We start from the raw sequence: 18,397 nt of genomic DNA on the forward strand, positions 1-18,397 counted from the left end.
TTGAGCAAACAGAATTTATTCGAAACGGCTGGCCTTTTTTATGACTGAAACCGAAGACAAAGGTGCCTATCGCGTCCTTGCGCGAAAGTACCGTCCCTCTACATTCGAAGAATTGATTGGACAGGATGCGATGGTGCGCACGCTGTCCAATGCGATCGAGTCCGGCAGACTGGCGCAGGCCTTTATGCTGACCGGGGTGCGCGGTGTCGGGAAAACCACAACAGCCCGTCTGGTGGCACGTGCCTTAAACTGTGTCGGGGAAGATGGTCAGGGCAAGGAAACCATTACGCCATGCGGTGTGTGCGAACAATGTAAAGCCATTGCACAGGACCGTCATGTCGATGTCATCGAAATGGATGCCGCCTCTCGCACCGGTGTGGATGATATTCGTGAAGTTATTGAATCCGTGCGCTATCGCCCGACGTCAGCACGTTATAAAATCTATATCATTGACGAAGTGCATATGCTGTCCAAAGGCGCGTTTAATGCGTTGTTGAAAACGTTGGAAGAACCGCCGGCGCATGTGAAATTCATTTTCGCAACCACTGAAATTCGTAAAGTTCCGGTTACGGTTTTATCGCGTTGTCAACGCTTTGATCTGCGCCGTATCGATCAGGAGATGCTGGCAACCCATTTTAAAATGGTGGCCGAAAAAGAAAATGCCGTTGTGGATGACAATGCCTTGGCGATGATTGCACGCGCGGCAGACGGGTCTGTGCGTGACGGACTGAGTTTATTAGATCAGGCGATTGCCCATTGTCACGGCGAAGTCGGTGAAGAACAGGTCCGTGATATGTTGGGGCTTGCGGATCGGGGGCGCACGTTCGATCTGTTTGACGCTGTCATGCAAGGCGATGCACCAGCAGCACTGTCTGTTATGGATAACCTGTATGCGGCCGGGGCGGACCCGAACGTGGTCTTGCAGGATATGTTGGAACTGACCCACTGGTTGACGCGTGTCAAAGTGGTCCCTGATGCAGCACAAAATGCGGTTGTTTCTGAAATGGAACGTGTGCGTGGCAAGGACATGTCGGACAAACTTGCCATGTCGGTTTTGGCACGTGCCTACCAGATTTTGATGAAGGGGTTGGGCGAAGTGCGCAATGCGCCGCATCCTCAGCAGGCAGCCGAAATGGTGATTATCCGCCTGTGTTATGTTGCCGATTTACCGACACCGGAAGAAGCCATTCGATTAATGAAAAATAATCCACAACCCAGTGGGCCGGGCGGTAGTGGCCCATCTGGCGGTGGTGGCGGTAGTGCCGGACAGATGGCACAGGCCGTTGGAGCGCCCCATATGGGGGGATCATCAAGTGGTGGCGGCAGTGGCACGCCGACGACGAGCATGCGTGTGGTCAATGGTGGTGTGGCCCAAGTCCAGCCACGTGTGCAGGATGAAACGAAGGCTGATCCGCAAAGCTTTGTTGAAGTGACCGAACTTGCCGAAGAAAAGCGCGATATCGTGCTGAAAGCAAACCTGATGAATAATTTGCATCTGGTGTCTTTTCGCCCCGGTAAAATCGAATTTCGACCCGGTGAATATGCGCCGTCGACCTTGGCGGGGGATCTGAAAAAATTCCTTGATACCCATACCAACCGGGTGTGGGCTGTCGGGGTCTCGCGCCATGAAGCGGGTAATGTGACATTGGCCCAAGTCCGGGATGAAGCGATTGCAAAACGCAAGCAAGAGGTTGCCAAACATCCCTTGGTGCACGATATCCTCAGCAGCTTCCCGGAAAGCGTGATTGAAAAAGTACATGAAATTAAGCTGGATACGCTGGATGCGGCGATTCAGATCGAAGAAAACCCCGGTGACCCGGATAATACGAGTGGAGATGAATAACCCATGAAGAACATGGCAAAAATGATGCAGCAGGCGCAGAAGATGCAAGCCAAGATGCAGGAATTTCAGGACGGTTTGTTGGACTTGGAAATCTACGGGACTTCTGGCGGCGGCATGGTCAATGTGGTGATCAACGGCAAGGCCGATGTCAAAAAAATTGATGTGGATAAAAACCTAGTTGATCCTGAAGATAAAGAAGTGATGGAAGACCTGATTGTTGCGGCCTTGGCGGATGCGAAATCCAAAATGGAAGAAGAAGTCAACAAACGCATGTCCGAAATCACCGGTGGTTTGCAGTTACCGCCGGGCATGTCCCTGCCGTTTTAAGCGGGAAGAAGATGGCTGCGCCTGAAATCGAACAACTTATTCAGCTTTTATCCAAGTTGCCCGGGCTGGGACCGCGTTCTGCCCGACGCGCAGCCTTGCATCTTGTTAAAAAGAAAGAGACCGTCCTGCAACCTTTAAGCCATGCCTTGCAACGGGTGGACCAAGCGGTAAAAAGCTGTTCTGTTTGTGGAAATTTGGATGGCAGTGACCCTTGTTCCATCTGTAGTGATCCACGACGCGATGACCGGGTGATTTGTGTGGTGCAGGATGTTGCGGATTTATGGGCGTTGGAACGATCCAACAGTTTTCGTGGGCGTTATCACGTGTTGGGGGGCACATTGTCGGCGTTGGACGGTATCGGCCCGGATGATCTGAAGATCGACCAATTGGTTGAGCGCGCCCGTGACAGCGGTGTGGAAGAAATTATTCTAGCGACCAGTGCAACGGTCGATGGTCAAACGACCGCGCACTATATCGCCGATTGTCTGGAAGAGTGCGACGTTCTTGTGTCCGGCCTCGCCCACGGTGTTCCGGTAGGGGGGGAGCTGGATTATCTGGATGACGGCACCCTGAGTGCAGCCCTGTCTGCGCGTCGCAAAATGGATTAAACCTGAATATCGCGTTCTGCAAAAACCTTTTTGGCAACGGTGATGGCGTTCAGGGCAGCAGGGAATCCGGCATAAAGGGCGATGTGGATCATGGTTTCAACGATTTCCTTGGCGCTGCATCCGACATTTAAGGCACCATTGACATGGACTTCCAATTGGGGCTGGCACCCGCCCATTGCACTCAGTGCTGAAATGGTGATGAGTTCGCGTTGTTGCAGATCAAGTGTGCCACGCCGATAAATATCACCAAAGGCAAATTCAATAATATATCGACCAAGATCCGGGGCGATATCGGCAAGACTGTCGATGACATTTTGCCCTGCCTGTCCATCAATTTCAGTCAGTTTGGCAAGGCCAGCTTCATAACGTGTGGGGGACATGGTTTGCTTTCTTTCACATCAGTTTGTTTGGTATGAAAGAAAGGTTACGGCTTTGAGTATACTCTAAGTCAATAGTCTAATTTCCAGAAATTTGTTTCCGGTAAAAGGCGATTTTTTGTCTCAGCTTGTCCAGATGTTCATTTTCCTGACGTAAGCGTTCTTCCAGCACATCGGCATGGTTGATTAATAAGTCCATGCGATCTTGCGCTGTCTCATCCCCTTGGGCACGCAGGTCGGCATAACGTTGAATATCTTTTAGGGCCATGCCTGTTTCTTTCAATCGTTTGATGAAATCAATCCAGACCCGTTCGTTTTCGCTGTAATCACGATGACCATTTTTGTTCCGCCCAACATTGCGTAAAAGCCCGATCTTTTCATAATAACGAAGTGTGTGGGCGCAAACACCGCTCAGTGCTGCAAATTTTTGGATATTCATGTCGGGCTTCCACCGGCTTTATAGGGCGGAAGGCTCCAACCAAATACAATGGCAAGACCGCGCACAATAAAGGTTGCCGCCACGCTGATGACCATTGCACCCTGTTCGTCCAATCCCAAATGCAAGAAAAACAGATAAGCGCAACTGCCGACAATCGCGGCGAGGGCATAGATTTCCTTTTGCAGTAAAAAGGGGACTTCGTTGCAGATGATGTCGCGTACCATACCGCCAAATGTGCCGGTGATCATTCCCATGACAACAACCATGACGGGGTGAATGTCATAGGTCATGGCAATTTGCGTCCCCATAATGGTGAAAAGCGCCAACCCAAAGGCATCGGCCCACATCAACAGGGTGTAACGTTTGCCTTCCAGCCGATGAACTTGAAAAAAGGCAATGACGGCAACGACGATAACGACATACAGGAAATTCAAATCTTCAATCCAAAAGACCTTTTCGGCATTAAGCAAAAGGTCCCGCACGGTCCCGCCCCCCACGGCCGGGGCAAGTCCAACGATAATAAAGCCAAAGATGTCCAGTTCTTTGCGGGCCGCAGCCATTGCCCCGGATAAGGCAAAAACAACGGTGCCCATCATGGTGAGGAAATAGATCGGATCGTGAAAGAATTCATACATTCTTTTGCATCTCCGCCCAGACGGCTTCCAGACCGCTGCGGTGATCTGGGTATTGCAGGTCGTATCCCAGCTCGGTTTTTATTTTGCTGTTATCAACACGTTTGTTGTCATTCCAGAAGGTTAAAGCCATCGGGGTCATTTCTTTGGCGGCTTCGTCAAATGACTGGATCGGGGGCATATCGACCCCCATCAGAGCACAAGCCGTTTTTAAAACCGCAAGCGGTTCCAATGGTTCGTCGTCACACAGGTTATAGACGCTGCCCGGATGGGGCTTATTGATAGAGGCTTCCAGAACACCAGCGATATCTTCGACATGGATGCGCGAAAAGGCATGTCCCGGTTTATCTATGGCCTTGGCTCGACCCTTGGCAATCGAATCGAACAGGGACCGGGTGGGGCCATAAATACCGGCAAGGCGGAAGATATGCAGGGGCAGGCGGGTGGAAAGCCAGTTGTCCTCGGCCTGCTTGCGTGCGCGTGCACGGGCGCTGGTGGGGTGGCGCGGACTGTCTTCATTTACCGTTGCCCCGTCAGCGGTGCCATAGACACCGGTGGTGGACAGATATCCCATCCATTTTAAGTTCGGCAATTTTTCCAGATCACGGGCATGCAGATTGAAGACGCAATCGCCCGTTTCCTTGTGTGGCGGAATGGAATGCAGGACATGGGTCACATCCTTGAGCCGTTCGGGAAAATCGGTAATGGGTTTTGTCCCGTCAAATGCGATGAGGTCGATTCCCTCAACAGCGACGGGTTCGCGTGATGTGGCGATGATGTTCCAGCCTTTGGCTTTCATCCGGTGGGCGAAATGTCCGGCACTGAAACCCATGCCGAAGATAAAGAGTGTGTTCATGCTGTGAACCCGTTACAAAGAAAAAGTGTTTCTCAATATGTTAAGAGGTTTGAAGTGAAACGTCAGGCTTTTCTATCCGTCACTGTCATTTTGTCCCTGTGCGCAGTCGCAGCGCAGGCAGAACCGATTGATCATGCGAAACAGTATAAAGCCTGTATGCAGCTTGTTCGTCAAGCACCACATAAGGCTTTTGATAGCGGTTTATCGTGGAAAGGTCTGGGCGGCGGCGAAGCGGCAGAACATTGCATCGCAAGTGCACTGATTGCGATGAAACGTTATGAGACAGGGGCTCAACGCATGGAAAAACTTGCTGATAGCTCACGCCGATCCAAAGAATTTAAAGCACAAATTCTGGCACAAGCCGCACAAGGCTGGTTTCTGGCCAATGAAAATGACCGTGCCCGTGCTGTACTGAGTACTGCGATTAATTTGGATGAAACCAATCCCGACCTGTATGTCGACCGCGCCCATGTGCGCGCCAGTACACGACATTATACGGATGCGTTGGATGATTTGAACAAGGCTGTATCGTTGGATGACAACCTTGTCGATGCCTATGTCTTTCGCGGCACAATCTATCGCCTGACGGAAAATTTTGAAGAGGCATGGCGCGATATCAATCATGCATTGGCCTTGATGCCTGCCAATACGGATGCGTTGCTTGAACGGGGTATGCTCTACCGTATTGAAGGCCATAATGACCTTGCCCGGCAAGACTGGATGTCGGCAATTGAGATAGACCCGCAAAGCGAGACAGCCCAAACCGCCCGGTTGAACCTTGAAAAGATGGATGTCAATACGACGGAGTGACTGCTTAATCTAACAAAGCTTGAATGACTGCTTTTTTAATTATAGGAGCAACAGTATCAATATTAATATTGTTTTGTTTACAGTAAGTGGATTCAAACCAAGTAAGCAATTCCTTAGGACCTTTACTTGCATTACAACTGCAACAGCATAGAGCTATGTTGTCCCGAGTGATAATTGTTGCATCATTGATTATATGTTCCCAGCTAACAGAACTTTTTTTTGATATATTTGATGGCGTAAATTTTACACCACAATAAACACATGCTTGATCTCGCATGCGAATTTCTTGTTCCAACCAGTCTGGTATATTCCAGTTATTTACCATTGATACACTGCTTAAAAAAGGAAAAGCCGGATCCCCCCCAGAATCCGGCTTTGTAATTCGAAAGAGACAGCTCTATCGAATTATGATGCAGCGCGAATACGCACCACTACATCAACGCTTTCCACTTCGGAACCGTTGGGCGGTGTGGGAACACCGGTAACTTGCAGTTGACCTTCCGGCACATCAGACAGGATACCTGTGTTTTCATCAAAGAAATGATGGTGACAGGTTGTGTTCGTGTCAAAGTAGGAGCGACCCGCATCAACGACGATTTCGCGCAGCAGGCCAGCAGAAGTAAACTGGTGAAGAGTATTGTAAACGGTCGCCAGGGAAACGCGGATATTGCCTGCCAGCGCTTCAGAGTGCAGTTGTTCGGCGGTGATATGACGATCACATTCATCAAACAATAATTTTGCAAGGGCGAGGCGTTGACGTGTCGGGCGAAGACCAGCATCACGTAGACGGTCTAACGCGTGACTGAAAGGGCGTATTTTTTCCATGTTAACCACCTGTTATCGACTAAACGGTTATGACATATTCTATGAAGAAATTCGTACTTTAAAATTAGAATGCTTCAACATTGCGCTGAATATGTCAGAAACCGTTTGAAGAAAAATTGATACAGGTCAATTAACCCTAAAAAAAATCAGTTTCCTGTCAATATCTGCTGAATAAGCTGTTCAACCGTGGGGAATTTGCCTTCGCGACCGGATTGGAAAATCGGGTCATTGGCAAATTTGAATGCATTGTGTCCGGCAAAGGCGAGGTTGTTGTCCACAGACCCGCCATGTGCAATATCCTGCAATGTTTTCTGGATGCAGAAGGAACGCGGGTCCGCCAGACGGCCCGTTGTATTTTCTTCGTTATCTGCCCAGTTGGAGAAGTTACAGGCAGACAGACAGCCCATGCAGGCGGCTTGATCTGCAAGAATTTCACGAGAACGTTCCGGCGTGACAAAAATCATGGTGTCGTCCGGTGTACGCATGCCTTCAGTGTAACCTGCCGCAATCCAGCCTTCAACGCTGGCTTGTTGGCCGGGCGCGACATAGATCGGGCGACCACGTGCGCCGACTTTAACTTCTGCGCTGAGGTCTTCCGTCGGTTTACGGGCAAAGACCACCTGACGGGAGGCACGTGCCCCGAGTTCTTTCAGGAAGTCATTGTTCAATTGTGATGAATAGAAACCTGTCGGGCTGTATTTGTTCAGCGAAATATCGCCTTCTTTCAGGTTCAACAGGCGTTGTTTCCAATGATCGGGAATGGGGCTTTCCTGCGTCAACAAGGGACGAGAACCAAACTGGAAGGCCACCGGGCCAATTTCCGGGTTATCCAGCCATTCGTCCCAGTCACGCAGATACCAAACGCCACCTGCCATGATGACAGGAACATCGTTCAAACCGACACTGTTCATAAATTTGCGGATTTCAGCAACGCGTGGGAACGGGTCTTGGGGTTCGTCATGGCGTTCGGCGTTGGACAGACCGTTGTGACCACCAGCTTTCCACGGATCTTCGTAGACGACACCACCTAAAAGGTTGGCGTATTTGCTGTAAGAGCGTTTCCACAAGGCGCGAAAGGCGCGCATGCTGGAGACGATCGGGTAATAATAAACATTATACTGTGCGGCGAGCTCCGCCATTTTATAGGGCATACCCGCGCCGCAAGTGACGCCGTGGATTAAACCTTTGGCCCCTTCGAGAACACCGTGGATGATACGTTCAGTGCCGCCGGCTTCCCACAAGGTGTTCATATGCAGGCGGCCTTCGCCGTTGGAAGCTTCGTGTGCGATACGGGCCTGTGCAATTGCACCTTCAATGGCGTAGGCGATCAGCTCTTCGAAACGTTCTTTACGGGTTTTGCTGTGATAAACCTGAGGAATAGGATTGCCTTCTTCGTCATAAGAGTCGGCATTGACACCGGAAAACGTACCCACACAACCAGCAGCGGCAAACGCGCCTGCACTGCGGCCATTTGAAACGGCAACACCTTTGCCGCCTTCAATAATCGGGTGTACTTCTCGTCCAGAAATGAGAACAGGTTTAATGGACTTCACGGTCATCTCCAACTTCAAGATGCATCCCCATTCAGGTCTGCCAATTATGTTACAGGCAAATACAGTTATGTAATCAATAATACATATATATATTCATTTGGGCCGGACACTATAGGAAAATGGATTCCTTTACCAGCCTCAAATCGCCATTGGGGAGGAGTTTTTCAAGCTTTCATCCGGAAATTATAAGCTTGAAAACAGTTTTGCTGTTTTGTGAAACTGTACAGGCGGGGGAGACTCCTGTTAGAAATATTCTAAGAATTTTAAAAGGATGTAATGACGTGAATGAGTTAGATTTAAAAAAGAGGGAAAGCTATTCTTACTGGACGGATGAGATTATCCGGTTTGCCGATCTGGATCGTGTCGGGCATGTGAACAATACGGCTTTTGCCACTTATTCGGAAAGTGGGCGGGTGGATTTTTTGGAAATGGTTTACCCAGGCAGTACCGGGGGGCATGGTATCGGCTGGGTCATCGCGAAAATCACCATTCATTATTTGGCTGCTGCTTATTATCCCGGCAAAGTAAGGATCGGTACTGTCGTGCGCAAAATTGGAAATTCATCTGTTGTCATCGAACAGGGGCTTTTCTGTAACGATACATGTTTTAGCACCATCGAAAATGTGATGGTCTGGGCGGATACGCATAATGAAAAATCTGTCTCTTTACCGGATGATCTCAGAAAAAGCCTACAAGGTTACCTGCGGTAGGTTTTTACTTTTTACGCAGTAAATCACCGATACCTTGTAACAATTGTTGTTCCGGGCTAGGGGCTTGCCTGTTGTCGTTTGCAGCACTGGGTGGTGGAGGCGGGGCAAGTGTTTCGCTGTCATTTTGTGGGGCGGGCAATGCTGCGGGGGCCGTTTTTTCTGTGGGTTGCGTTTGACCGCCTGATGCGCCGATGAGACCGCGAATAAGATTGCCGTAGCCTTTTTTCTCTAATTTGTCGGGTAGGGGAATAATCAATCCACCGCCACTGCTGAGACTGCCGGTGTCCAGTTTCACATTGGGGGCATCCAATGGTCCTTTCAGGGCGAAGGGATAATCTTGTTTCATTTTCGCTTTTTGTGCCAACAGGCCGATCAAGGCATTTTGCTTGATATTTAAGGTCCCGCTGACATCCATATACCATTTGGGCAAATCCAGTTGCCCCTGTGCGCTTCCCCCCGCAATGGGGGACGTCAGGCTCGCTTGACTGAGTTTTGCAACACCCTTTGTGATATCGGATTGAACGGCAATGTCGGCCAAACCTTTTGTTGGGTCTTTACCGGATAGGGTCGCCAAAAGATTGAGGATGTCGAAAAGGGAACCGCCTGTATTTTTACCAGAAACGGAAACCTGATTCAGGTTGAGGGCACCATTCCCATTCAGATTGGAAACAAAATCATTCTCGCTTTTGCCTTGGGTGACGAGCATTGTCTTCAGGGCCAATGTACCATCTGCAACAGTTGTTGAACCGGTTTGGCTGAGCAGCGGCTTCAGTTTCAGACCGCTGGCATCGAGTGTCGCCTGAATGTCATTCGTTTCACCCGTGACAATTTTTGAGACGATTTTAGCTTGTCCACCAAACAGGTTGGCGCTGGCATCACTGATATTGAGTTCCGCATCTTTTAGCTGCCCGGTTAGGACCAGATTATCCAGAACGACCTTTTTATAGAGAAGCCGTTTTGCGTTTAGTTGAAGATCAGCGTCCATGTTTTGCATGAAGCCAAAATCAATCACATCCTTTGACCAACGGTTTGAAGGGGGGGCGGTCTGTGAAGACGGCTGCGATGTATTGGACGTTGGCGTCTTGGATGTGGTTTGAGGATCATTGGGTAAAAACGGCGTGACGTTTAGATGATCGGTTTGCAAGTTGACATTAAGGTGCGGACGGTTTTGTTGTTTAAAAAGAATATGTCCGCTGACTTGATCTTTACCAATTTTGGCGACAATGTTTTTCAGGTTGGTTTGCGTCAGGTCCGCATTCAGGTCCGCGCTGATATCCAGTTTTGTCAGGGGACCGCGCGGGCGATAGCTCACCCCAAGACCTTGGGTTAATTTCGCAAAATCGGAAATGGCAAGGTTGATGCTGGCTTCTGCTTTGGGCAACGGAAGAAGGTCCGCTTTGGCTGCGGCAAACAAGGTGGTGTCAAGGGCGGTTACGTTAATATCCATATCGGGGGATAAAACAGGGCCATTCAAAGTGATACTGGCATTCCCGGTGCCAAGTCTGGACCAGTCAAGGGCATCTTGAAGGCCAATGAGCGTCGCTGCATTTGTGAAATCAGACGTATCTAGGGAAAGAAACAGATTGTTGGCATGATAGCCGTCTTCTGAGGGCGCAATGCCGCCTTTGGCTGCCAGACGAACACCTGCCAACTGTTTGATATGGGCATCTTGAATATCCAGTTTGCCATCAAAAACCGTGGCTTTAATCTGGATGTCTTCGATGGTTTGTTTGCGATAGACAACTTGCCCTGCGCTAAGATCAAGATTGGCATCAAAAGTATTCAGTAACTTCAAGGATTGTAGGACGGGGGCGGCGGGGCTTTGAACAGAGGGTTCTTTGGCAGCCCCGATTTGTTCCGCGTTGTCTTGATTTTTCGTGGGTGTGTGTGTGCCCCCTTGTGCAGGCAGATACGCATCCAGATTTAATTGATCCAAATGAAAAGAAGCACCGAAGGAAGGTCTGGATTGTAAGGCGATGGTAAGGCCACCGTTCAGGGTGGAACCATCCAGTTTTGTTTCCATATTCAGAAGATGGAGCTCTTCACCGGTAAAATTGATATCTGATTTAAGAGTGACTTGCTGCAGGCGTTCCAGCGGGACATGACTGGTGTCGATCTGAAGCCAATCAAGGGCACCGCGCAAATGTGCGACATTTAAATCCAGTGTTCCATCAAAGCCAAGTTTCCCGGCGCGCTCTCCGGCAACGCCCAAAACGGTCAATTCACCTGCCCCCGGCAAAATGGCGGAAAGACGCTCAAGCGCGATTTCCCCCTGTGTCAGGGATATATTGGCTTGTGCTTGTCTGATCGCCTGTTCTTTGAATAAGAGGGCATCAATATTAATGGCAACGGTTGCATTTAGGTCAGTTGGGATATTTGGCGCAGCGGGGGCTTTTACGGATGATTTCTGGGCAGGTGTTTGAACGTTGCCGATTGCCGCCGAAATTCGACTGCCCTGCTGGGATTGTTTGGTGGATAAGGTGATAACCGGGGCTAAAGGGGTGGGTTCAATGACTTTATATGGAGATGCATTTAACCACGCGTCTCCGTCAATTTTACTGAAATTGGCTTTCACACTCAGCTGTTTGGTCTCTTTTTTCTCATACTCAACATGCAGAGTGCCCCGATCTTCCCCCACGATAAGCGCGAGGCCGTCTTTGCCCAGACTTAAGCCATTGGGGCCGTAAGTCATTTCGCCGCGGGCGGAAAAAGAACGATTCAGCCCGCCTGCCATTTCATCTGTTTTTTGGAAGGCACTGATAAAACCTGCGAGACTATCCCCTTTTAAATCAAGCTTGGCACTGATTTTAGGACCTTCGGCAAGGTTGACGAGGGTGCCGGTGATGCGGGTGCTGGTGTTGCCATGCGCAAACCTGACTTGCGTGGCGAAGGAGGCTGTTCGTCCGTGTATGATTTGTCCGATCGATCCTTCAATGCCAAGCGGAATACCGCGCACCAACATGGTTCCTTCGGCTTCGAACGGGCCGTTCAAGCCTGCAATGGCAAACCGACTATTGATGTCGCGCACGTCTTCGCGGATGTTATTGGCTTTATCCAGATAAACCAGTTGGCCTTGTTCAATGATCAGGTTATCGATTTGGATGGGTAGGGACGAGCTATTAGAGGTATCATTTTCGATAAAGGCCGGATCATTGCTTTGTTTTGTTGTTTCGATGTCGCCCACGTTGGTGTTGTCTGTCGCAAATAGCCAGTTACCTTTGCCGTTTTCCAAAACTTCTAACTGAATGACAGGGCGGATGAGGCGGATAGATTGTACGTGTATGTTGCCTGCCAACAGAGGCAATAAGGAGACGCGTACGTCAAGCTGTTCAACCGCAATCATATCCGTGTTGCTGGCATTTGTCGCATTGGCAAGATGGATATCGCCGATTTTTAAGACAGGGGAAGGAATAACCGTGAAGGCAATGTCGCCACCGATGATCAGTTCGCGACCGGTTGCTTCTTTTATTTTCTTGGCGATTTCAGCGCGATGACCGGACCAATCGATAAAACTTGGAATAACGAGAATCGCCGCAGCCAGAACAAGGACAAAGATGCATAGCGCGATTAGAACTTTCTTCACGACAAATAACCCTATTGAAAATCAGTTCGTATCCATAACAGTTTGTGGATCAGGCACGATAGTACTTTTGTTAATAATCATAAACAATTGAATTCCGTCAACCAGAGCTGGAAACTGTAAATTGAGGAGAACTTACTCAGGTTTCAAAAAAATAACCTTTGAAAGACTTGAACTATAACCTATAGATGATCATAATTTGATAAATAATATCGTAAATAACTATAGTTAAAATGGACGTTTTACTAGGGTGATGCGCATGCCTACGCCACCAAAAGAAGGGTTATCAGGAACCGATAGTGCACCTGTCGGTGGTGTGAATGCTTTTGCCCAGTTGATGAATTTGGGGCCGAATACGGATAAAGTCACGCTGATGGCTGTCATTGATAATGCGGTGACCCAGATTTTATCGGAATTGGCCAATCACGAGGCAGGGGATTTAACACCGGATATTCTGGTGAAGGTTCAGACGGCCCTGAGTTTTCTTGAAAAGTGCCTTGCATTTAAGGATCAGGAATTTTCGGCTTTTGCCCGTAAAAGGGCGGGGGAATTGGAAAATGCGCTGGCCAATACAATTAAGCGTATCCAAGCCGCTGGGCGCAAACCGATAAATGTGGAAACATCGACGGCGGCGCAAACTTCACCATCTGTTTCGGAACCTGAAAAAAGCGAACCCGCTTCTGCGCAACAAGAAGATGAACCCGCCCCGGCGGTGAAGAAAGGCTTCCTGTATGAGCGTGAAGAAAAAATCCTGATAGATTATGCCTATAAACGTTTATGCGCCCGCTTGGCCTTTTTGCGCGGTGACAGCATTGTTGTTGAAAAAGGCAAGGCTGTTGAGGTCAGTGGTATCCATGAAGATGGTGTTGCGCCTTTGTTTTTACTGTCGCCTCGTTTCCCTGAAATTTTACGACAGCCTTTTGTCGAATTAATCCGCGAGAAACGCGATTTGTTGTCACGTCGGGTCTATAATCATACGGACAGTTCAGACAGTGATGAAGAGGTTCTGCGTTTATATCGGGAAGACCGCTATCGCGATATTGACGGGATTGTCGGTCTGGCGTTTGATGATTGGGCAGGCGAAATCGCACGCGCCGGGATTGCGGGATTGCCGCAGGAAATTAAAGTTCTTGGGGCAAAAAAACGTGATGAGTCTTCCGGCGGGCTGGGCTCTAGCCTGAAAAAAGTTTTTGCCTTTGGGAAAAAAGAGAAAAAAGAATCCGTTAAGGGAAAAACGCCAGAAAAAGAGACAACGCCGATCCGAATTCATAAAGAATGGCAAAGACTGGAAAGTCAGGGCGTGTTTAATCTGTCCCAGCATTTTAGTTTCGGTTTATTGTCCTATGCTTTGCAATTGAGCGAAAAGCAATTTGAAACAGAATATGAATGTATCAGCCAGATCGTTAATCAGCAGGATGAACCGGATGTCGGACCGGTTGTGACCAACTTGTCGCGCCTTTATAAATTTTATGACAACATCTTTTTTGATCTGGTGATCGTGGTGTTGTTTCAACGTAAAAACAAATTTGACATTAATATGCTACAGGCGGCATGCATGTCGCAAAACTTTGTTGTGGATCGCTTGCCTTTGACAATGGACGAGTTGCGCCGTCGACCAATGGAGCACGCAAAGTATGTTTTGTCCTGCCTGAACGATACGACCTTGAGCCCCGAGAAACTAAAATCTGCGCTGAAAGATTACTTTTTTGTGCATGAAACGGTTCATGCCTCAAAAGTGGGTAAACGTATTCAGGCGTCCGAGAACTTGTTAAAACGCCAAGGCGATAAGCTTAAAGGTGCTGCCAAACAAATTGTGGAAGAAGTACTGACTATTTTGGGTGAAATTAAGAACCTGAAAAAAGAACAGGAAGAGGAAGGCGTTTTCCTCGGCGAAGAAATTCAAACAACGATTGATGAAGGTATTGAGCGCGCGTTGTTGTTTATCCGATAGTTCGTTTACCCATAATTCTTATCTTAAATTCAGAAGTCCAGTCGTTGTGCGGTCTGTTTTGCAGGCGGAATTTTTCAGGGCTGTAAAAAATCATTAGAATTACTATAATTTGTTGACAGGCAGCCATCTCACCCACAATATCTGGGGTACGAGAAAGCTGATCTTGGAGTGTTTTTTGAGCAAGAAATGGTCCAACGACCGCCCGTTTCCTAATTTGAAGCGCGGCGGTCGCTCTGCGAATCAGCTCAGGCGATCTTTAAATCGCGAGATCCAGGTACAAGATGATGAGCGTGGTGTTTCACGCTGCACAGATTTTTGTTCCTATATACAAATGACATCGTACGCAAAACGGAGGCGTAAAAAGTGGAATCAAGTATGCTTGACGTGGTTCAGGTTCAAGGTGGGGCACAAGTTCATGTGGATCACAGCCGCGATCATTATCTGACCGAATTTGGTAAATCGGTTTTGGCGGACCGTTATTTGTTACCGGAAGAAAGCTATCAGGATTTATTTGGTCGTGTGGCCTCTGCATACGGGGATAATGATGCGCATGCTCAACGTATCTATGATTATATGAGCCGTCTGTGGTTTATGCCCTCGACACCCATTTTGTCGAATGGTGGAACAACCCGTGGCTTGCCCATTTCCTGCTTTTTAAATGAAGCGAGTGATTCGCTGGACGGTATTGTCGGACTATGGACAGAAAATGTCTGGCTGGCTGCAAAAGGTGGCGGCATCGGGTCTTACTGGGGGAACTTGCGTTCTATCGGCGAACCGGTGGGACGCGTGGGGAAGACCTCCGGTGTGGTTCCGTTCATTCGTGTGATGGATTCCATGACCTTGGCGATTTCTCAAGGTTCCTTACGTCGTGGGTCCGCTGCGGTTTATTTGCCCGATACGCATCCGGAACTGGAAGAATTTATCGAACTTCGCCGCCCGACCGGGGGGGATCCCAACCGCAAAACTCCCAATTTGCATCATGGTGTTCTCCTGTCCGATAAATTCATGCGCGCGGTTGAAAATGATGAAGATTGGAAATTGCTGTCCCCGCATGATGGAACGGTGATGCGCAGTGTTAAGGCGCGTGCCATGTGGATCCGTATTTTGACAGCGCGTATTGAAACCGGGGAACCCTATATTATTTATTCCGACCATGTGAATACGGCCTTGCCGGAACATCACAAACTGGCCGGGTTGACCGTAAAAACCTCAAACCTGTGTGCTGAAATTACCTTACCCACCGGGATTGATCATCACGGCGAAGAACGCACGGCTGTTTGTTGCCTGTCTTCTTTGAACCTCGCAACCTATGAAGCATGGAAAGACAATCCCCGCTTTATCGAAGATATCATGCGATTCCTTGATAACGTTCTGGAAGATTTTATCCAGAATGCCCCGAATGAAATGGCGCGCGCGAAATATTCAGCGATGCGCGAACGCAGTGTTGGGCTGGGGGTAATGGGGTTCCATTCTCTTTTACAAAAGAATCGGGTTCCATTTGAATCGGCGCTGGCGAAAGCGTGGAATCGTAATATCTTTGCCCATATTCAGAAAAAAGCGGATGAAGCTTCCGAAGTTTTGGCGGATGAACGCGGATCCTGCCCGGATGCCGCAGAATACGGCATGAAGGCGCGATTCTCCTGCAAAACAGCGATTGCGCCGACCGCATCAATTTCTATTATCTGCGGTGGAACCTCACCGGGGATCGAACCGATTGCAGCCAATAGCTACATGCATAAAACCTTGTCCGGTTCCTTTAATGTCCGTAACCCTTATCTTGCGGCGGTCTTGGAAAGCTATGGCAAGAATGATGAAGAGACATGGACCTCCATCACCGTGCAGGAGGGATCTGTTCAACATCTTGATTTCCTGAGTGAGGATGAAAAGGATATTTTCAAAACCTCCTTTGAACTGGATCAGATTTGGGTGGTGGATCTGGCGGCGGATCGGGCGAAATTTATTGATCAGGCGCAATCCGTAAACCTGTTCTTGCCTGCAAATGTTCATAAACGCGATTTACATCAACTGCACTATCAGGCTTGGAAGCGCGGATTGAAAAGCCTTTATTATTGTCGCTCCAAATCCATTCAACGAGCCGAGGTTGTCGCCACCAAAGATCATGTGCCGGAAAGCCTGCGCGTGCTGCTGGAAAAAGTGGAAACGCCGGATAACCCGCGCCTGCCCTTAAGTGAAGAAAACAAATATGAAGAATGTCTGGCTTGTCAGTAAGGCGCTGAGCTGAGACGAACGTATAGTGAAAGAAAGAAAAGATGTCCCTTCTGGATGCGAATCCCGTTTATAAGCCGTTCCGTTATCCCTGGTGCTATGAAGCCTGGTTGACCCAGCAACAGGTCCACTGGTTGCCTGAAGAAGTCCCTCTGGCTGATGATGTCAAAGACTGGCACAAGAATTTGACGGAAAGCGAACGTCACCTGTTGACACAGATTTTCCGCTTTTTCACGCAAAGCGATATTGAGGTCAATAACTGTTACATGCGTCATTACACCCGCGTGTTCCAACCGACCGAGGTTCAAATGATGTTGGCGGCTTTTTCAAATATGGAGACCATTCATATTGCCGCCTATTCGCATTTGCTTGATACCATCGGAATCCCTGAAACCGAGTATGCGGCCTTCCTTCAATATAAGGAAATGAAAGACAAATACGACTACATGCAGCAATTTGGTGTTGAAACTAAAATTGATATTGCGACAACACTGGCGGTCTTTGGGGCTTTTACAGAAGGTCTGCAATTATTTGCCAGTTTTGCGATTCTTCTGAATTTCCCGCGTTTGAACAAGATGAAGGGCATGGGGCAAATCATTACATGGTCGGTTCGTGATGAAACGCTGCACTGTAATTCGATCATCAAACTCTATCGCACGTTTCTGGAAGAGAATCCCGAGATTGATCGCGATGAATTGCATCGTCGCCTCTATGAGGCCTGTGCGACCATTGTCACCCATGAAGATGCCTTTATTGATTTATGCTTCGAAATGGGCGCTGTGGAAGGTATGACCGCCGAGGATGTGAAGCAATATATCCGGTATATCGGGGACCGTCGTTTGGAACAGTTGGGGATGACCCCGCAATATCATATCGATAAGAATCCGATCCCGTGGCTGGATGCCATGCTCAATGCCGTGGAACATGCCAACTTCTTTGAAAATCGCGCAACCGAATATTCCAAGGCCGCGACTCAAGGCACTTGGGATGATGCCTTCGATTAAAAGTGAAATGATTCGCCAAATATAGAAAAAGCCCCTTATCGAAATGAAAGGGGCTTTTTTGTTGGTCTGTAACGCGACCGTATTACTTTTTCAGGCGCAGATGAACCCGACCTTTGAAATTATCCGGGTCGATGACTTCGCCTTTATGGACAATCTCAATTTGTCCGGTTTTACCCAGATGCATGGCCTGTTGTTTAACCGCCAGCATGTACTTGCGCCATAACTGTGGGCCATCCTTGGGTTTGCGCCGTTGTTCGGCAATGGCGCGTGCGGTTTGTTCTACGGTCAGTGAGGACCCGCCTGCCAACGCATCAAGAATGCCGGTGACGATGGGGTCGGTGACGGGCAATTCCGTCTCATCATTATCTTGTGTCATGGCGTTATCTTTATCATAGCTTACGTGTTTTATGTAAGGGGCATTCACCGAGTCCCGGTTAATTCAAATAATACCATTTAAATCATGCTGTAAAAACAATGACTTAAGTATAATGTGTCAGTTTATTTGACCTTTTTTTTCATTTTTTTGAAAAAAGGTGTTTACAGGGTGGTTTGAGGTCTTTATAACCCGGCTTCACCGACGGGGCGCTGCTCCTGAGGGGCTCTCAAAAAGCTTCGGCAAAACAAGAGCTTAGCTAGATAACCGGATGGTTGAGATA

17 protein-coding genes are annotated in these 18,397 nt (G+C 48.6%); 8 read left to right on the forward strand and 9 right to left on the reverse strand.

Annotated elements, in window-relative coordinates; translation table 11 throughout:
- Nucleotides 1-40 precede the first annotated feature (40 nt).
- The 3 genes from ACN0VA_RS15825 to recR are packed head-to-tail and all read left to right on the forward strand — an operon-like array spanning nucleotide 41 to nucleotide 2,778.
- On the forward strand, nucleotides 41-1,843 hold the full coding sequence (locus ACN0VA_RS15825) for a DNA polymerase III subunit gamma/tau (protein WP_417822093.1): 1,803 nt from the start codon (nucleotides 41-43) through the stop codon (nucleotides 1,841-1,843).
- 3 nt (nucleotides 1,844-1,846) lie between these two features.
- A complete protein-coding gene (locus ACN0VA_RS15830) occupies nucleotides 1,847-2,170 on the forward strand; it encodes a YbaB/EbfC family nucleoid-associated protein (protein ID WP_188660348.1) in 324 nt (107 codons plus the stop codon).
- A gap of 11 nt (nucleotides 2,171-2,181) precedes the next feature.
- Nucleotides 2,182-2,778 (forward strand): recombination mediator RecR, encoded by a 597-nt coding sequence (recR, locus tag ACN0VA_RS15835; RefSeq protein WP_417822094.1) that lies wholly within the window; start codon nucleotides 2,182-2,184, stop codon nucleotides 2,776-2,778.
- Here the strand turns inward: recR and ACN0VA_RS15840 are convergent.
- The 4 genes from ACN0VA_RS15840 to ACN0VA_RS15855 all read right to left on the reverse strand — a co-directional run bounded on the left by ACN0VA_RS15840 (nucleotide 2,775) and on the right by ACN0VA_RS15855 (nucleotide 5,082).
- Entirely contained in the window at nucleotides 2,775-3,158 is a 384-nt protein-coding gene (locus ACN0VA_RS15840) for a carboxymuconolactone decarboxylase family protein (RefSeq protein ID WP_417822095.1), read from the reverse strand. The two genes, recR and ACN0VA_RS15840, sit on opposite strands and share 4 nt — an antisense overlap.
- 76 nt (nucleotides 3,159-3,234) lie before the next feature.
- Complete coding sequence (locus ACN0VA_RS15845) at nucleotides 3,235-3,594, reverse strand: MerR family transcriptional regulator (protein ID WP_417822096.1); 360 nt, start codon at nucleotides 3,592-3,594, stop codon at nucleotides 3,235-3,237.
- Nucleotides 3,591-4,229: a trimeric intracellular cation channel family protein gene (locus ACN0VA_RS15850; protein ID WP_417822097.1), complete on the reverse strand. Its 639-nt coding sequence runs from the start codon at nucleotides 4,227-4,229 to the stop codon at nucleotides 3,591-3,593. The genes ACN0VA_RS15845 and ACN0VA_RS15850 overlap by 4 nt, the downstream gene beginning before the upstream one ends.
- On the reverse strand, nucleotides 4,222-5,082 hold the full coding sequence (locus ACN0VA_RS15855) for an SDR family oxidoreductase (protein WP_417822098.1): 861 nt from the start codon (nucleotides 5,080-5,082) through the stop codon (nucleotides 4,222-4,224). Before ACN0VA_RS15855 ends, ACN0VA_RS15850 begins: the two co-directional genes overlap by 8 nt.
- Nucleotides 5,083-5,136: 54 nt before the next feature.
- Here ACN0VA_RS15855 and ACN0VA_RS15860 point away from each other — a divergent pair, with 54 nt between their 5' ends.
- Nucleotides 5,137-5,892 (forward strand): hypothetical protein, encoded by a 756-nt coding sequence (locus ACN0VA_RS15860; protein WP_417822099.1) that lies wholly within the window; start codon nucleotides 5,137-5,139, stop codon nucleotides 5,890-5,892.
- Between the two features lie 4 nt (nucleotides 5,893-5,896).
- Here the strand turns inward: ACN0VA_RS15860 and ACN0VA_RS15865 are convergent, their stop codons facing one another.
- The 3 genes from ACN0VA_RS15865 to ACN0VA_RS15875 all read right to left on the reverse strand — a co-directional run bounded on the left by ACN0VA_RS15865 (nucleotide 5,897) and on the right by ACN0VA_RS15875 (nucleotide 8,270).
- Complete coding sequence (locus ACN0VA_RS15865) at nucleotides 5,897-6,217, reverse strand: hypothetical protein (protein WP_417822100.1); 321 nt, start codon at nucleotides 6,215-6,217, stop codon at nucleotides 5,897-5,899.
- Nucleotides 6,218-6,297: 80 nt separating this feature from the next.
- Nucleotides 6,298-6,717 carry an iron response transcriptional regulator IrrA gene (irrA, locus tag ACN0VA_RS15870; RefSeq protein WP_417822101.1) on the reverse strand — a complete coding sequence of 140 codons (420 nt, stop codon included), beginning with the start codon at nucleotides 6,715-6,717 and terminating at the stop codon, nucleotides 6,298-6,300.
- Between the two features lie 146 nt (nucleotides 6,718-6,863).
- Nucleotides 6,864-8,270, reverse strand: coding sequence for an NAD(P)H-dependent flavin oxidoreductase (locus ACN0VA_RS15875; RefSeq protein ID WP_417822102.1), 1,407 nt, complete (start codon nucleotides 8,268-8,270; stop codon nucleotides 6,864-6,866).
- Nucleotides 8,271-8,551: 281 nt separating this feature from the next.
- On the opposite strand from ACN0VA_RS15875, the gene ACN0VA_RS15880 reads away from it, so the two are divergent.
- On the forward strand, nucleotides 8,552-8,980 hold the full coding sequence (locus ACN0VA_RS15880) for an acyl-CoA thioesterase (protein WP_417822103.1): 429 nt from the start codon (nucleotides 8,552-8,554) through the stop codon (nucleotides 8,978-8,980).
- A gap of 4 nt (nucleotides 8,981-8,984) precedes the next feature.
- Here the strand turns inward: ACN0VA_RS15880 and ACN0VA_RS15885 are convergent, their stop codons facing one another.
- A complete protein-coding gene (locus ACN0VA_RS15885) occupies nucleotides 8,985-12,563 on the reverse strand; it encodes an AsmA family protein (RefSeq protein ID WP_417822104.1) in 3,579 nt (1,192 codons plus the stop codon).
- Nucleotides 12,564-12,819: 256 nt separating this feature from the next.
- Here ACN0VA_RS15885 and ACN0VA_RS15890 point away from each other — a divergent pair, with 256 nt between their 5' ends.
- From ACN0VA_RS15890 to ACN0VA_RS15900, 3 genes are all read left to right on the forward strand, one after another.
- Nucleotides 12,820-14,511: a hypothetical protein gene (locus tag ACN0VA_RS15890; protein ID WP_417822105.1), complete on the forward strand. Its 1,692-nt coding sequence runs from the start codon at nucleotides 12,820-12,822 to the stop codon at nucleotides 14,509-14,511.
- A gap of 375 nt (nucleotides 14,512-14,886) precedes the next feature.
- Nucleotides 14,887-16,740: a ribonucleoside-diphosphate reductase subunit alpha gene (locus ACN0VA_RS15895; RefSeq protein ID WP_417822106.1), complete on the forward strand. Its 1,854-nt coding sequence runs from the start codon at nucleotides 14,887-14,889 to the stop codon at nucleotides 16,738-16,740.
- Between the two features lie 41 nt (nucleotides 16,741-16,781).
- On the forward strand, nucleotides 16,782-17,741 hold the full coding sequence (locus tag ACN0VA_RS15900) for a ribonucleotide-diphosphate reductase subunit beta (protein ID WP_417822107.1): 960 nt from the start codon (nucleotides 16,782-16,784) through the stop codon (nucleotides 17,739-17,741).
- An 82-nt stretch (nucleotides 17,742-17,823) separates the two neighbouring features.
- Here ACN0VA_RS15900 and ACN0VA_RS15905 read toward each other — a convergent pair whose 3' ends face one another.
- Entirely contained in the window at nucleotides 17,824-18,117 is a 294-nt protein-coding gene (locus ACN0VA_RS15905; RefSeq protein WP_188660316.1) for a DUF3253 domain-containing protein, read from the reverse strand.
- Nucleotides 18,118-18,397 lie beyond the last annotated feature (280 nt).

This window comes from Terasakiella sp. (genome assembly GCF_048267425.1).
Classification (GTDB): Bacteria; Pseudomonadota; Alphaproteobacteria; order Rhodospirillales; family Terasakiellaceae; genus Terasakiella.

Bases quoted from the DNA above. Each gene is read 5' to 3' on its own strand.
- ACN0VA_RS15825 (WP_417822093.1), top strand. From the start codon at position 41: ATGACTGAAACCGAAGACAAAGGTGCCTATCGCGTCCTTGCGCGAAAG.
- ACN0VA_RS15830 (WP_188660348.1), top strand. From the start codon at position 1,847: ATGAAGAACATGGCAAAAATGATGCAGCAGGCGCAGAAGATGCAAGCC.
- recR (WP_417822094.1), top strand. From the start codon at position 2,182: ATGGCTGCGCCTGAAATCGAACAACTTATTCAGCTTTTATCCAAGTTG.
- ACN0VA_RS15840 (WP_417822095.1), bottom strand. From the start codon at position 3,158: ATGTCCCCCACACGTTATGAAGCTGGCCTTGCCAAACTGACTGAAATT.
- ACN0VA_RS15845 (WP_417822096.1), bottom strand. From the start codon at position 3,594: ATGAATATCCAAAAATTTGCAGCACTGAGCGGTGTTTGCGCCCACACA.
- ACN0VA_RS15850 (WP_417822097.1), bottom strand. From the start codon at position 4,229: ATGTATGAATTCTTTCACGATCCGATCTATTTCCTCACCATGATGGGC.
- ACN0VA_RS15855 (WP_417822098.1), bottom strand. From the start codon at position 5,082: ATGAACACACTCTTTATCTTCGGCATGGGTTTCAGTGCCGGACATTTC.
- ACN0VA_RS15865 (WP_417822100.1), bottom strand. From the start codon at position 6,217: ATGGTAAATAACTGGAATATACCAGACTGGTTGGAACAAGAAATTCGC.
- irrA (WP_417822101.1), bottom strand. From the start codon at position 6,717: ATGGAAAAAATACGCCCTTTCAGTCACGCGTTAGACCGTCTACGTGAT.
- ACN0VA_RS15890 (WP_417822105.1), top strand. From the start codon at position 12,820: ATGCCTACGCCACCAAAAGAAGGGTTATCAGGAACCGATAGTGCACCT.
- ACN0VA_RS15895 (WP_417822106.1), top strand. From the start codon at position 14,887: ATGCTTGACGTGGTTCAGGTTCAAGGTGGGGCACAAGTTCATGTGGAT.
- ACN0VA_RS15900 (WP_417822107.1), top strand. From the start codon at position 16,782: ATGTCCCTTCTGGATGCGAATCCCGTTTATAAGCCGTTCCGTTATCCC.
- ACN0VA_RS15905 (WP_188660316.1), bottom strand. From the start codon at position 18,117: ATGACACAAGATAATGATGAGACGGAATTGCCCGTCACCGACCCCATC.